This is a genomic window from Sandarakinorhabdus sp. DWP1-3-1, assembly GCF_049896705.1.
Lineage (GTDB): Bacteria > Pseudomonadota > Alphaproteobacteria > Sphingomonadales > Sphingomonadaceae > Sandarakinorhabdus.
Genome location: NZ_JAFCUV010000003.1, coordinates 470,168 through 484,371 on the forward strand (window position 1 = coordinate 470,168; position 14,204 = coordinate 484,371).

The 14,204-nt window shown below is 68.2% G+C and carries 10 protein-coding genes; 4 read left to right on the forward strand and 6 right to left on the reverse strand.

From position 1 onward, the window contains the following. Positions 1–10: 10 nt before the first annotated feature. Together ACP7AI_RS15990 and ACP7AI_RS15995 are read right to left on the reverse strand one after the other, a co-directional pair. Complete coding sequence (locus tag ACP7AI_RS15990; RefSeq protein ID WP_426169463.1) at positions 11–1,669, reverse strand: DUF885 family protein; 1,659 nt, start codon at positions 1,667–1,669, stop codon at positions 11–13. 34 nt (positions 1,670–1,703) lie between these two features. Next, a complete protein-coding gene (locus tag ACP7AI_RS15995; RefSeq protein WP_426169466.1) occupies positions 1,704–4,670 on the reverse strand; it encodes a TonB-dependent receptor domain-containing protein in 2,967 nt (988 codons plus the stop codon). A 231-nt stretch (positions 4,671–4,901) separates the two neighbouring features. Here ACP7AI_RS15995 and ACP7AI_RS16000 point away from each other — a divergent pair, with 231 nt between their 5' ends. Together ACP7AI_RS16000 and ACP7AI_RS16005 are read left to right on the forward strand one after the other, a co-directional pair. Beyond that, complete coding sequence (locus tag ACP7AI_RS16000; protein WP_426169469.1) at positions 4,902–5,804, forward strand: class I SAM-dependent methyltransferase; 903 nt, start codon at positions 4,902–4,904, stop codon at positions 5,802–5,804. 13 nt (positions 5,805–5,817) lie between these two features. Then, on the forward strand, positions 5,818–7,452 hold the full coding sequence (locus tag ACP7AI_RS16005) for a DUF885 family protein (RefSeq protein WP_426169471.1): 1,635 nt from the start codon (positions 5,818–5,820) through the stop codon (positions 7,450–7,452). Positions 7,453–7,490: 38 nt separating this feature from the next. Here ACP7AI_RS16005 and ACP7AI_RS16010 read toward each other — a convergent pair whose 3' ends face one another. Then, a complete protein-coding gene (locus ACP7AI_RS16010) occupies positions 7,491–8,375 on the reverse strand; it encodes a polysaccharide deacetylase family protein (protein ID WP_426169473.1) in 885 nt (294 codons plus the stop codon). A 101-nt stretch (positions 8,376–8,476) separates the two neighbouring features. Here ACP7AI_RS16010 and ACP7AI_RS16015 point away from each other — a divergent pair, with 101 nt between their 5' ends. Both ACP7AI_RS16015 and ACP7AI_RS16020 read left to right on the forward strand, forming a co-directional pair. Beyond that, complete coding sequence (locus ACP7AI_RS16015) at positions 8,477–10,087, forward strand: DUF885 family protein (protein WP_426169476.1); 1,611 nt, start codon at positions 8,477–8,479, stop codon at positions 10,085–10,087. 63 nt (positions 10,088–10,150) lie between these two features. Beyond that, complete coding sequence (locus tag ACP7AI_RS16020) at positions 10,151–10,603, forward strand: hypothetical protein (protein ID WP_426169479.1); 453 nt, start codon at positions 10,151–10,153, stop codon at positions 10,601–10,603. Between the two features lie 83 nt (positions 10,604–10,686). Here the strand turns inward: ACP7AI_RS16020 and ACP7AI_RS16025 are convergent, their stop codons facing one another. Genes ACP7AI_RS16025 through ACP7AI_RS16035 form a run of 3 tightly spaced genes read right to left on the reverse strand, consistent with a single transcriptional unit; the run spans position 10,687 to position 14,101 of the window. Then, positions 10,687–12,024, reverse strand: a complete 1,338-nt coding sequence (locus ACP7AI_RS16025; protein WP_426169482.1) for a M24 family metallopeptidase — start codon at positions 12,022–12,024, stop codon at positions 10,687–10,689. After that, positions 12,021–13,136 carry an oxidoreductase gene (locus tag ACP7AI_RS16030; protein WP_426169485.1) on the reverse strand — a complete coding sequence of 372 codons (1,116 nt, stop codon included), beginning with the start codon at positions 13,134–13,136 and terminating at the stop codon, positions 12,021–12,023. The genes ACP7AI_RS16025 and ACP7AI_RS16030 overlap by 4 nt, the downstream gene beginning before the upstream one ends. Next, positions 13,133–14,101 carry a dihydrodipicolinate synthase family protein gene (locus ACP7AI_RS16035; RefSeq protein ID WP_426169488.1) on the reverse strand — a complete coding sequence of 323 codons (969 nt, stop codon included), beginning with the start codon at positions 14,099–14,101 and terminating at the stop codon, positions 13,133–13,135. Before ACP7AI_RS16035 ends, ACP7AI_RS16030 begins: the two co-directional genes overlap by 4 nt. Positions 14,102–14,204: the final 103 nt, after the last annotated feature.

Sequence of the window (14,204 nt, forward strand, 5' to 3'; positions counted from 1 at the left end):
GGCAATCGCCTTACGCCGGCGGCAGCGGATCACGCGTCCAGAAGTTCCGGATCTCGTCGTCATAACCTGTCATGTCGTAGCGGACGAGCGACATCGGCAGCCGCCCAACGGCCATGAATTCATCATGAAAGGCCTTCAGCTCGAACTTGTCGCCGAGCTGGTGGCGGCGGTCGGCGAGCAGCTTCTGCATCTCGATCATGCCGACGGTATAGCCAAGGCCATAGCCCGGCGGTCGCCGCAGGTAGATCTCGGCATCGACCCGGGCGACATTGGCATCGAGCCAGGGCGTGTACTTGCGCCAGTCGGCGACCACCTCGGGCACCGTCTTGCGGTTGAGCTGCAGGTCGATGTCGCCAGCCACCCGCACCGCGCGGAAGATGCCGAAGATATCGATCAGCTCGCGCACCCGGCCGCGGTCCTCGAAGAACCCCAGCTTCTGCGCCGCTTCCTCCAGATAGACGCCCCAGCCTTCGGCGCGCACGCCGTCGCCGATGCGGCCGCGGATCGGCCGCTTGTCGCGCTTGGCCATCTGCCCATCGAAAGCGTGGCCCGGCAGCGTCGCGTGCAGCAGGTCGGGGCTCGGGTCGCGATACTGGACCAGCTCCCAGAAATTGGGCCCGCCGGTGCGGACGATCCACGGCACGTTGACGTACAGCTCGCCGATATCCTCCGGCACCGTGATGATGCCTTCGTCGGCGATCCACTTGCGGATGCGCTGCAGCGATTCCGTCTTGCGGCGGTCGTATTCGGCCTCGCTGGTCGGCAATTCCAGCCTTGGCAGCTTGCGGTTGCGATGCTCCTCCAGCGCATGGATCGACCATAGCCGTTGCGTCTCGCGGCCGCCCAGCACCTGCAGCTGCGCCGCCGTATAGGGCAGCAGCTTGACGTTCTTCAGATACCAGTTGAACCGCGCCTCGCCGACCCCGGCCTTGGCGGTCATCTGCGGGCGCCCCGCCTTCAGCCAGCCCTGGAAATCGACCGCTGCCGCCCGCGCCGCGGCAATATCCGGCAGCAGTTCGGGCTGCGCCGTCTTCGCCCGCCCGGCGAGATCGTCGAACCAGCCCAGGATGCCGGCCGGCGGCACCTTGCGATACGGATGGCCATGGCCGACGCCATCGGCGGTATCGAGGTTGTGCAGCGCCAGGTCGGCATAATCGCCGGGCACGTTGCGCAGGTTGCGCTTGGCGGCGGCGACCAGCGGGGCCACGGCGCGCAATTCCTTCTGCACCTTGGCCAGCGCCTCGCCCCTGGCCGGCAGTTCGGCAAACGACACGTCGAGCATCTGGTCGACGTAAAAGCCGGGATCACGCTCCCAGGGCTTGGCGGCATTCAGCAGGAAATAATGCTGCAGCATCTTCGATCGCGCCGCCAGCCATTCGACCTGCTGGCCACGCGGCATCGCGGCGACGTTGAAGCCCTCGATACGGCGCAGGTAATCGTCCATCGTGGCGCGCTGCCTGTCGACGGCCGCGGCGCTCCAGTCACCGACGCCATCGGCCGGCGCGGTATCGCGCCACTTCAGGAAATCGCCCCACAGCGCCAGCAGGTCCTGGTAATTGCCCTGGCCCGTCGGCGCCGCCGCCGCGATCGCCACCCCGGCGGTGCCGGCCGGCGGCAGCGCCATCGCAAGCGCCGCCAGTGCGACCGCCGCCAATACCCGGTTCTTCATCACCATCTCCACACAACAGGGGCGCAGGGCCGGGCTAGAACTTGACCCCGACACCGACGAAATATTGCCGGCCGATCACGTCGTACAACTGCGGATTGGTGTTGGAATCGCCGCCCGCGGCAAAGCCCATCACCGGCGGCTGGTTGTCGAGGACGTTGTTGATGCCGCCGAAGACGGTGAAGTTCTCGACGAAATTCCAGCGGGCCGAAATGTCCCAATAGGTTTCCGCACCGAGCGTGCCCGATTCCGACGGCGGCGCGCCGGGCAGCAGGTCGAGCGAACCGATGTAGCGCAGCTGATTGCGCAGCGACACGCCGCCGCTGGTATAGTCGATGCCGACAAAGGCGCGCAGGTCGGGCGAGATGCGGGTCGAATCCGACGAGCAGGCGCCGCCGTAATAGCCCGCGCAATCGATCGTCGGCAGGCCCTCGGCGGCGATCGTCGTGTTCTTGAACTGCCACGAGACATTGGCCTGCAGCCCCAGCCGGGCGCCGTCGCCCGAGATGCTGACGGCGCTCGGCAGGTCGAAGCTGTAGCTGGCGCCGACGTCGAGGCCCTGGACCCGGCGCTCGGCAACGTTGAGCAGCGGCGCCCGGACAAAGCTGATGTTGCCCGAGAAGGTATCGCGGTTGATCGCCTGGCACGACACGCTCGCCGCCGCCAGCGTGTTGAAGCAGGTGTCGATGAGCACCTGCGCGCCCAGCTGCGAGATCGCGCCCTTGACCTTGATATCGTAGTAATCGACCGTCAGCGCCAGGCCGCGCGCCGGGCTGAACACGGCACCCAGCGTCAGCGTGTCGGCGGTCTCCTCCTCCAGCAGCAGGTTGCCGCCGCTTTCGGTGTTGAAGCCCTGGCTGGCGCCGACGGTGAGCGTGTCGACGAACTGCCGCGGCACGCCCTGCGCCACGCACAGCTCCTTCTGCTGCTGCGTCGGCGCGTTGACGGCGAGGCACGGATCACGGCCGCCGATGAAACCCTGGCTGGTCGGCGCATACAGCTCCGACAGGTTCGGCGCGCGGATGGCGCGGCTGTAATTGCCGCGCAGGCGCACCCAGTCGGTCACTTCCCAGTCGACGGCGCCGCGCCAGGTGAAGACGCCGCCGATCGTCGAATATTTGGCATAGCGGCCGGCGGCTTCGACCGCGAGCGTCTTGAAGCCCGGCACATCGGCGAGGATCGGCACGCGGACTTCGCCGAACAGTTCGAACAGGTCGTAATTGCCCGAATTGACGATTGGCGGCACCGACACGGCGGCGAGGTCGTTCGACAACGCCACTTCGTCGGGCCGGATGTTGAAACTGTCGCGCCGATATTCGACACCGAACGCCGTCGCGACATTGCCCGCCGGCAGCGCGAACGCGTCGCCCGAAATGCTGCCGCCGGCGACCGTGCGCTTGAACTGGCTCGTCGTCGTCGTGTCGACGCTGAGGAACTCCGCCATCGCCGGGGTCAGCGTGTCGGTGCCGAAGATGTTGACGGGGACGCAGCCCGGGATCTCGCGGTTCCGGCACTGCGGCACGCCGTTGACCAGCACGACATCGAGGCCGGCGGTGGTCCGCGACCGCGACAGCAGGTTCAGCCGCCGGTTGTTCTCGTCGGCCTGCTGGAACTGGAAGAAGGTGTCCCATTTCCACTTGTTGCCGCCGATGTCGAAATCGCCGCGCAGGCCGCCCGTGACGTTGAAGCTGGTGGTGACATAGTTCACCGTGCGCGGGCCGAATTCCTCGAACCGGCGGCCATAGCCGCGCACCGTATAGGTGCCGTCGCCATCGGGATCGAAAAAGGCGGCATTGGCCGAAAAGAAGTCGCGCTGGGCCTGGCTGAACAGCGGGTTGGTCGTCGCATTGGGGATCAGCACCGTGCCCGCCGCCTGGCCCGAGCTCGACGGGTTCACCGCCTCGGCCGCCTGCTGGAAAGAATTTTCCTTCCGCGTGTAGAAGAACTGGCCATAGGCCTCGACGCCGTCGGTGATCTCGTAATGCGCGGTGACCGCCGCCTGGTAGCGCTCCAGCGGGCGCAGCAGGAAATTCGGCGCCGCATAGTTGAACTGGTCGCGCAGGCGGCAGAATGGTTCAGGGCGGCCGCCAGGCTCGGTAAAGCGGATGCCGGCGTTGCCGGTATTGCAGGCGCCCGACGCATTGTTGAGATCGGGGACGCCCTGGATCTGCGCCAGCTGCTGGCTGTTGAGCGCGATGGCACCGCCCGGGATATTGCCCGACCCGAACGGCTGGAACTTGCCGGTGGCGTCGGCGAGCAGCGGCAGCGCCGAAAATTCGCGATCGCCCATCAGGACGGCGTCGCGCTTGGTATAGCTGAAATAGCCGGTGACGTTGCCGCGGCCGTCGGCGCTGTTGGCGCCGATCATCACGTCGATCTTGTGGCTGCGGCCGTCGCCGCGATCGGTCTCGCCGAACGTGTACTGGCCCTGCAGGCCGTCGAAGTCGCGCTTCAGGACGAAATTGACCGCGCCGGCGATCGCGTCGGAGCCATAGATCGCCGAGGCGCCGCCGGTGATCACATCGACCCGGTCGAGCATCAGGTCGGGGATGGTGGCAAGGTCGGTCAGGCCGGAAAAATCGGCGGGAATGAAGCGCCGCCCATCGACGAGCACCAGCGTGCGCACCGGGCCGAGCCCGCGCAGGTCGGCCGACAGCACGCCGGCGCCGCCCGACTGGTTGGAGCTCGATGTCGTCGACGGCTGCAGCTGCGGCAGCTGGTTCAGCCCGGCCTCGAGCGTCGTCTGTCCCTGCGCCACCAGCGCCTCGCCCGACAGGGCGACGATGGGGCTGGTCCCCTCCAGCCCGGCGCGACTGAGGCGCGAGCCGGTGACGATGATTGCGGCATCTTCTCCTGGCGCGGCGCCGGTCTCGGCCGGCGGCGGCGGAGTCGCCTGTGCCAGCGCGGCCCCGGGCAGGCCGACAATAGCGGAAGCCAGCAGAAAATGTTTACCCAGCGAACGCCGTTTCGTCACCACCCCGGTCGCCTGCATCATCGTCCCCATCGTCGTGACCCTTCACGTTGACGCCCTGAAAACATGCCTCATCAGGGGGTTAGCCCCAGTCCCACCGCCGCCGCGGCTGCCCATCCCGGCCGATCCGCGTCCCGATCCGGTGCCGATAACAATCATTTGTAGCACCAGTGTCAATCTCATTTGCGCGCTTGGCGCACGATAGACCGCTATGCGCACAAACTTTCGCTGGCATCTGTTGCAAATTTGTTATGCTGTGCGCCGATGCCGCCCGTACCGCGCCCCGATCACGCCGACCCCGCCGACCCCTCGGCGGCATTTGCGGCGGACGCAGCCCCCTGGGCGGTCTTCTGGATCGATGCCGGCGTCGATGGCTGCACCCGGGGCCTGCCGCCCGCCCTGCGCGGCGCGATCACGCGGCGCTGGCAGTTGCTGCTCGCCGGCCTGCCGCCCGGCGCCAGCCTGCTCGATCTCGGCTGCGGCCGCGGCGCCGTCCTGGCGCTCGCCCGCGACGCCGGCATCACGCGGCTGCAAGGTGTCGACGCGGCGCCGATCACGGGCACGCCTTTCCCGCTCCATGTCGGCAGCGCCGCCGGCCTGCCCTATCCCGATCGTGCCTTCACCGCCGTCACCAGCCAGTTCGGCGTCGAATATGCCGGCTTCGCCACCGCCGTGGTCGAGGCTGCGCGCGTCGCCGCCGATCGCCTGTGGCTGCTGGTCCACGCCGCCGACGGGCCGCTGCACGCCGACGCGCGGGAGCAGGCGGCGCAGGCCGCCTGGCTGGCCGGGCCGATGGCGACCTTCGAACGGCTGGCGGCGCATTTCCGCGCGCCGTCGCCGGCCAGCGTCGCCGACATCGACGCCTTGCGCACCGCCATCGTCGACCATGCCGGGGCAGCCGGCAACACCAGCCTGCTCGAAGGCGTCTGGCGTGCCATTTCGGCGCTGCAGGATGTCGCCGATCCCATCGCCGGCACCCGCGACTTCGCCGCCGGCCTCGCCGCCCACGCCGCCCGCATGCAGGCGATGGTCGCCGCCGCTCCCACCGCCGCCGACGTCGCCGACGCCGCCGGCTGCCTCCGCGCCGCCGGCTTCGACGTCATTGTCGAAGACGTCGGCACCCCACCCGCAGCGCGCTGGCTGCTCGCCAGCCGCCGCCCGACCTGAACAGGAACCGCCCATGCCCGACTGGCGCGCCGTCACCCGAGCCCTCACCCTGCCGATGGCCGTCGCTGCGGCCGCCCCAGCCGCGGCGAGCGATTATGCCGCCCTCGCCGGGCTCCACACGGAATGGCGCGCCTTCCAGAAAGGCCCCGTCCGCAATGGCGCGCCCGATTACTCCCCGGCGGCGCTGGCAACGCAGGCCGCTGGCCTCAAGCGTTTCCAGCAACGCCTCGCCGCGCTCGACATCGCCGGCTGGAGCGTCGCGCAAAAGATCGACTACAACCTCGTCCGTGCCGAGATGAACGGCCTCGATTTCGACCTGCGGGTGGCGCGACCCTGGCAGCGCGACCCGGCCTGGTACATGTCGATCTGGTCGGCAAAGTCGGACACGCCGAGCCATGAAGGCCCCGTCCACGCCATGCCGATCGAACTCTGGACCTACGACGTCCCGCTCAGCCCGGCGGCTTCGGCGAAACTCACCCGCGAACTGGCCCACATCCCGCCGCTCCTCGCCGATGCGCCCGGCCAGCTCACCGGCAACGCCCGCGATCTCTGGACCGCGAGCCTGCGCAATATCGCCGAACAGCGCGCGGCACTGGCCGATCTTGCCACCCAGGCCGGCACCGGCGACCCGGCGCTGACCGCCGCCATCGCCGCCGCCGCCCGCGCCACCGCCGATTTCGAAACCTGGGTGAAGGCCGAGGCACCGAAAAAGACTGGACCATCCGGCGTCGGCAAGGAGAACTACAGCTGGTTCCTGAAAAACGTTCAACTGTCGCCAAACAGCTGGGACGACGAGGTCGCCATCCTGTCTCGCGAGCTTGCCCGCTCGCACGCTGCGCTGCGGCTGGAGGAACACCGCAACCGCGACCTGCCGCCGCTGGTCGGCGCGCGCAATGCGGCCGAATATGATGCCCTGCAGCGCCGCAGCGTCACCAAGTTCGTCGATTTCCTCGACAAGCAGCAGATCCTGACGACCGCCGACTATATGGTGCCGGCCCTGCTGGAGCAGATCGGCACCTACAAGCCGCCGTCACAGCAGGATTTCTTCCAGATCGTCCGCACCCGCGCGCCGCTGACGCTGTTCACCCATTTCTACCACTGGTTCGACCTCGCGCGCGAAGTCCGCACCCCCAACCCCTCGCCGATCCGCAGCCAGCCCTTGCTCTACAACATCTGGCTCAGCCGCGCCGAAGGCCAGGCGACGGCCTTCGAGGAGGCCATGCTCCACGCCGGCCTGTTCGACGACGACCGCCGCGCCCGCGAAATCGTCTGGATCATGCAGGCCCAGCGCGCCGCGCGCGGCCTCGCCTCGCTGTACGCCCAGGCCAACATGATCGATCTTGCCGCCGCGATGAAGATGCAGGTCGACCGCACACCCAACGGCTTCATGTCGGCCGACCTCCCCCTCCTCGCCTTCGAACAGCAGACCTATCTGCGCATGCCCGGCTATGGCCCGAGCTACATCACCGGCAAGGCGATGGTCGACAAGCTGTTCGCCGAAACCGCCGAAGCGCGCGGCGCTGCCTTCAAGGTCCGCGATTTCTACGACGAGTTCAACCGCTACGGCATGATCCCGGTGCCGCTGATCCGCTGGCAGATGCTGGGCCGGGATGACGAGGTGAAGGCCATGGGATTGCGGGTCAAATAAGGGCCTCCGGCGGCTGGGGCCGCGGCCCCAGACCCCATTTATTTGTGCTGCCAGACCCAGTCGGCGACTTCGGCGTGGGTGGCGAACCAGATGTCGCCGCGGCTGCGGGCATGGTCGATCAGCGCCTCCAGCATCCAGATCCGCGACCGATAGCCGATGACGAACGGGTGCATGACCAGCTGGAACAACCCGCCCTCGTCGAATGCGGCATCCAATTCGCGGCGAAAGATGGCGAACACATCGTCGGGCGACATCAGCGGCCGTGTCGGCGGATTGCGGTTGAACATCAGGTAAACGGCGTCGTCGCGCAGCCACTCGACCGGGATTTCCACCACCCCCGTCGGCGCCCCGTCGAGCAGCAGCTCATAAGGCGCCTCGTCGGCCATCAGCGAGCTGTCATAGCGCAGGCCGAGTTCGGCCACGATGGCGATGGTGTGGGGCGACAGGTCCCAGTTCGCCGACCGGAAGCCGACCGGCGGCGCACCGATCAGCGGCGTGAGGATATCATGGGCGCGCAGCACCAGTTCACGCTCGGTGTCATGGTCGAGCCGGCTGTTGTTCTCGTGGATCCAGCCGTGCAGCCCGACCTCGTGGCCGGCGCCGACAATGCGCCGCGTCTCGTCGGGATCGATGCGCGCGCACAGCCCCGGCATGAAGAAAGTCGCCGACACGCCGCGCCGCGCCAGCACGTCGAGAATGCGCGGCACCCCGACCCGGCGGCCGAATTCGCCCCAAGCCAGCCGCCCGACGGCCCGGCCGCCGCCGCCAAGCTCGAACGTCTCGTGGTCGCAGTCGAACGACAGCGCCACCGCCGCTCGCGCCCCGCCGGGCCACTGCACCGGCGCCAACCGCCGCCCGGCCCGTACCCGCCCGACCAGCGCCAGCGCTTCGGCCTCGGTCATCGTCCAGGGTGCATCGTCCATGCGCCATCCTAGCCAGCTTTGTTCGCATGGGATACAGATGTTCGCATCTCGGCATAGCAGGGGTGGCGATCGTGCTTCGAATTCGGCAGCTGGCAACACTCGTGCTTCTCGCGCTCTGCGCCGTCCCGGGGCTTGCCGCCAGCCACGCCGACCTGGTCACGCTTTACGACGACTTCCGCAAGGGCGTGGCCTTCCCCGTCGTCGCCGGCGTTCCCGATCATGGCGCCGCCGCGATGGCCCGCCGCGCGGCAGTCGCCGACCGCACCGAGGCGGCACTGCTGGTCATCGATTCCACCGGCTGGACCATCCCGGAGCGCGCCGACCACCTGCTCGTCCTCGCCGAAGCCCGCGGCGTCCGCTTCCAGCACCGCATCCTCCGCCAGTGGCAGCGCGACCCGAGCTGGTGGGCGACGCTCGACATCGGCTGGGGCCCCAAGGTCGACACCGCCTTTGCCCCGCCCAAACTGCCGCTGAAGGATGCCGCCGCCCGCCGCACGCTCGCCGCCCGGCTCGCCACCGTCCCCGCCACCCTCGCGGCGGCGCGCGCCAGCCTCACCGACATGCGCGGCGACCTCGTCGGCCTCGGCATCACTCATCACGATATCGAAACGCGCCTCTACACCCGCATGGCCGGCGACCTCGCAAAGACCGAACCGGCCCTCGCCGCCCGCGCCCGCACCGCTGCCCGCGCCTCGGCCGACTTCGCCGCCTGGCTGCGCGCCACCCGCCCGGCGCTGCCCGCCGCCGCCGGCATCGGCCGCCCGGCGATGGACTGGTACCTGCGCCATGTCCTGCTCTTCCCCTACGGCTATGACGAGATGAAGGCGATCGGCGAGCGCGAATGGGAACGCAGCATGACGTTCCTCAAGATCGAGGAACACGAGCACAAGGCGCTGCCGATGATCGCGCCGGTGACCAGCCTCGCCGCCTTCGAGGCGCTGCGCCGCGAGGCCGATACCGACCTGCTGGCGTTCCTCAAATCCCGCGACATCATGACCGTGCCCGACTGGCTGACCGTGCCCGAGCCCGAAGGCCCCTATGTCATGCCGGCCAACCAGGATCCGTCCGTCCCCGGCCCGTTCGACCCGCCGATCAACCGCAATTTCTTCCGCGAGGCCGAGGATCGCGACCCGCGCACGCTGCGCGCCCACAACCTGCCGGGGCACAATTTCGACATGCTGTGGCGCGCCCGCGACCCCCGGCCGATCCGCCGCGACGCGCGGCTGGGCTTTGCCGAGTCGTCGCGGGTGGAGGGCTGGGCCTTCTACCTCGAGGAAATGGTCGTCCAGGCCGGCTGGCTCGACGATCGGCCCAAGGCGCGGGAGATCCACTATATCCTGATGGCCAACCGCGCCGCCCGGCTGCTCCCCGAACTAAAGGTCCAGGCCAATGAATGGAGCTTCGACGCGGCGCTGGCCTCGCTGGCCGGCCGCACGCCCTATTGGATGGAAAAGGACGACGACACCGCCCTCTACGACATGGCGCTCTACCTTCGCCAGCCCGGCCTCGGGCTCAACTATTACTTCGGCAAGACCCAGCTCGAACAGCTCCTCGCCGAAGTCGCGCTGAAGGAGGGCCGCAGCTTTAACCTCAAGCGCTTCCACGACCGCTTCATCGCCAGCGGGCTGGTTCCGATCGCCCTGACCCGCTGGGAAATGACCGGCAACGACGACCAGGTCCGGACGATGTGGCAGGCGCCGCCGATCCCGTGAAGAGCCTCCGGCGGCTGGGGCCTCGGCCCCAGACCCAGATCAGCGGAGCAGTTTTGCCAGACGATGTCGGCTTTCGCCCAATTGCAGACATGCGCGCCTTCTGGGATGCTGGCGTCGATGACTCAGATTGATTGCGACTGGAGCCTCTCTAATCCCGGACCTGACGAGTTGGTCGTCTGGCTTGAGCCATGGGCCGAAGAGTTCGTGATTCCGATCCGATCCACTGTCGCATTGAAGGCTCCGGCAGGGGGCGAGGCTCCGGAAATCGGTGAAATCGAGTGGGCATCTGATCATGTTGTTGTCTGGGCAAATACGAGAACCGTGGCGGTTTTCATCGACGACGTGCTTCAGGATTCTGCATCGGCCATCGTTCCGATTCCTGATGGGCTGAGCAAAGATATGCTCACCACTTTATTCAAGGGTCATCCGACCGCTCGCCTTGGTGGCTCGGCAAGCGAGACAGTCGATCAGGCCTCGTGGTGGAAGAGATTTCGACGGCGGTTCCGCCTCAACTGATGTCCGCTTTCCACCCATAACGGACGACCGGCCACAGATATGCCCGCAGTCCGATAGCGTTCTACGCCACCCCCCGTAGACCCCTACCGCTCCCCCCGCGGCACCAGCAGCAGCTTCGTCTGCCGGCCATCGATCCAGCGGAACTTCGTACCGTCGTAGAAGCCGTCGACCTCCAGCGGGAACCGCACCTCCTGCCCGCCCCATTCCGGCACCTTGCGCAGCGCCGCCAGCTCGATCGACCAGGCGGTGTCGGGATTGACCGGATACAGGCCCATCCCCTTCACGCCGGACTGGTCCTCCCAGGCGCCGATCCACGGCCCGGCGCCATGGCCGTGGGTGCCGATGGCATGGGTGTAGATGATCGGCTTCAACCCGGCGGCAATGGCCCGCTTGCGCGCCGCGGCGAGCACTTCGTTGCCGGTACGGCCGGTGCGAAATTCGGCCAGCACCGCGTCCTGCACCCGGTTGGCATCGGCCATGCCGGCCACCAGCCCGGCCGGCGCCGCCGTCTCCCCGGGTTTCAGCACATAGGCGAGCATCTGCGTGTCGGTCTTCAGCCCCAGGAAGCCGGCGCAGAAATCGACATGCAGCAGGTCGCCCGGCATGATCACCGGGTCCTCGGGCAATGTCTGCTTGCCGGGGTCGAGGTGCGCGACGCTCGGCCGCTGCAGCGTCACCGACGGCTGGCACCAGGCGTCGAGCCGCGCATCGGCGAGCCGTTCGCGATACCACCAGACGACATCCTGGGTCGTCGTCACCCCCGGCACGATGACCTTTTCCGACAACCCTTCCGGGATCATCGCATGGCTGGCGCGCATGATCGCGCCATAGACCGCCATGTCGGCCGGCGTGCGCGTCTCGAGAAAGCCCAGCGCCAGCCCGTCATGGCTGACGACACGGGTCCCGAGCGGCCCCAGCGCCGCCAGCAGCTGCTTGTGCTGGCTCACCGTCAGGCCATCGGCGAGGCCGAAGTCCTCCGAGATGTTGACCGCGATGCTTTTCGGATTGCGTTCCCGCACCAGGTCGCCCAGCCGCTGCCACTGGTCGGGCTGCGTCGCCGGGTCCCAGCGCGTGTCGAACAGGTCGCCGACCGGATAGCGCGCGACGGCAAAACGCTCGACGCCGGCCGCGCCGCCGCGGTCGTGGAACACCAGGATCATGCGGCGCCGCGCGTTGGGCCAGGTCGCCGGCAGCATCGCCTTGACGACCGGGTCCTCGTTATACTCGCGCGCCACCAGGATCCACATCTGGACGCCATGCTTGCGCATCATCGCCGGCACGACGGTATCGAGCCGGTCGCGCAGCAGCCGGTCCTGCGCCGCGACGCGATCGCGCAGCCCGGGCACCGCGGGGGCGGCATAATCCTGCGCCACCGCAGGCACCGCCGCCGCCAGCAACGCCGCCAACACCAGTCGCTTCATCGTGTCATCCCTTCGTAGCGGCGCCGCTCGATATAGAAACTCAGGCCCTCGGGCAGGACGCGATGCGGGTGGGGCAGTCCCAGCGCCAGCGCCGCACGATGCACGAAGCTGCTGTCGGCCAGCAGCTCCCGCCCGATCGCCACCAGGTCGGCGCGCCCCTCGGCGATGATCGCGTCGGCCAGTTCGGCGGTCATGATCAGCCCGACCGCCATGCTGGCGATGGCCGCCTCGCGGCGCACCCGCTCGGCATTGGGCACCAGATAGCCCGGCGCCGGCGGCGTCGCCGCGACGCCCGACGGCCCGCTGACGCCACCCGACGAGCAATCGATGACATCGACCCCGGCGGCCTTCAACGCCTTGGCCAGCGCCACCGTGTCGTCCATGGTGATGCCGCCCTCGACCCCGTCGACGGCCGACACCCGATAAAAGATCGGCATCGTCTCCGGCAGCTCGGCGCGCAGCCGCTCGGCAATGGCGACGGCGAAGCGAAACCGGTTGTCGCCGCCCCAGCCGTCGCTGCGCCGGTTGCTGACCGGCGAGACGAAGCTGTTGACCAGATAGCCATGGGCGCCATGGATCTCGACGAAATCGAAGCCGGCGGCGTCGGCGCGTTGCCCGGCGGCAGCAAAGGCATCGATGATCGCGGCGATCCCCGACTCGTCGAGCGCCGCCGGCACCTGCCAGTCCGGGCCGAAGGGGATCGCGCTCGGCGCCACGCTGGTCCAGCCGCGCGGGTCGCCGGCGGCAAGGGGCCGGGCGCCGTCGAACGGTGTCGCCGACGATGCCTTGCGCCCGGCATGGGCAAGCTGGATGCCGACCGGAATGCCCTCGTCGTGGTAGATGGCTGCCAGCTCGGCGAGGCCGGGCAGATGTTCGTCCGACCAGATGCCGAGGCAGCCCGGCGTGATCCGCCCCTCCCGCAGCACCGCCGTCGCCTCCAGCAGGGCGCCGCCGACGCCGGCCAGCGCGATGCGGCCGTGGTGGCTGCGATGCCAGCGCGTCGCGGTGCCGTCGATGGCGCGATACTGGCACATCGGCGACAGCATGACGCGATTGCCGAAGGTGACGCCGCGGATCGTCAGCGGGCGGAACAGCGCCGGCGCATCGGTCATGCGGCGCGCTTGTCCATCGCGCTGTCGCTGCTGCGGGCGTCGATATCGACCATCAGCGCGTCGATCTCCTCGAACACCGCCATGATCTGCTTCAGCTTGGTGCGGCCTTCCTCGCCCAGGCTGCCGAACTTGGTCAGCGGCGCCCGCACATCGCCGACCGGATAGCCGCGCGCCGCCGCAAGCGCCTTGGAATAGCATTGGTGGCCATAGGTCGGATGGCCCTCCGCAATGATCATGTCGAAGCGGTGGACGAGATGCTGGATGCGCGTCGCATCACGCACGCGGCCTTCGACCAGCAGGTCCCACAGCCGCCGCGTCGCATAGGGCAGGTAGTTGCCATAGGGATTCACATAGCCGACCGCGCCGAGCAGGAAGCTTTCGACCGGGCGCTCGCCGGCAAACACGTTCATCACGCCATGCGTCGCCTCGACGATGTCGAAGACGCGCGCCACGTCCATGCTGGCTTCCTTGATATAGCGGATCTGCGGAAATTCCGCCGTCATCCGCGCCACCAGCGCCGCCGGCATGTCGCGATTCGACGTCACCGGGTTGTTGTACAGCATGATCGGCAGGTCGGTGGCGGCGCAGATGGCGCGGTAATATTCGTGAATCTCGTCGTCGGTCGGCGTGTAGTAATAGGGCGGGATGATCATCAGGCCGTCGGCGCCCAGGTCCTGGGCCTGGCGGCTGAACGCCGCGGCGCGCGGCGTATAGGCGTCCATGGTGCCGACCATGACCGAATAGCGCCCGGCGGCGTGGCGCACCGTCGCATCGACCAGGCGGCGGCGTTCATCGGCGCTGATGGTCAGGAATTCGCCGGTGGTGCCCAGCATGATGACGCCGGGGACGCCGCATTCCACCTGCCAATCGAGAAAGGCGTTCAACCGCCCGATGTCGATGTCGGTGCCGTCGTCGTTGAACGGCGTCACGGCAACGGTATGGCTTCCCCGAAACTCTTTTGTCATGCGTCGGCCCTTGCTCAACTATGCGAATGTCGCTGAAGCTCTCGCTTATCGACAGTCGAAAAGCTATGCGAAATGCGAACACTTGTCAGCATAGCGCCCACTT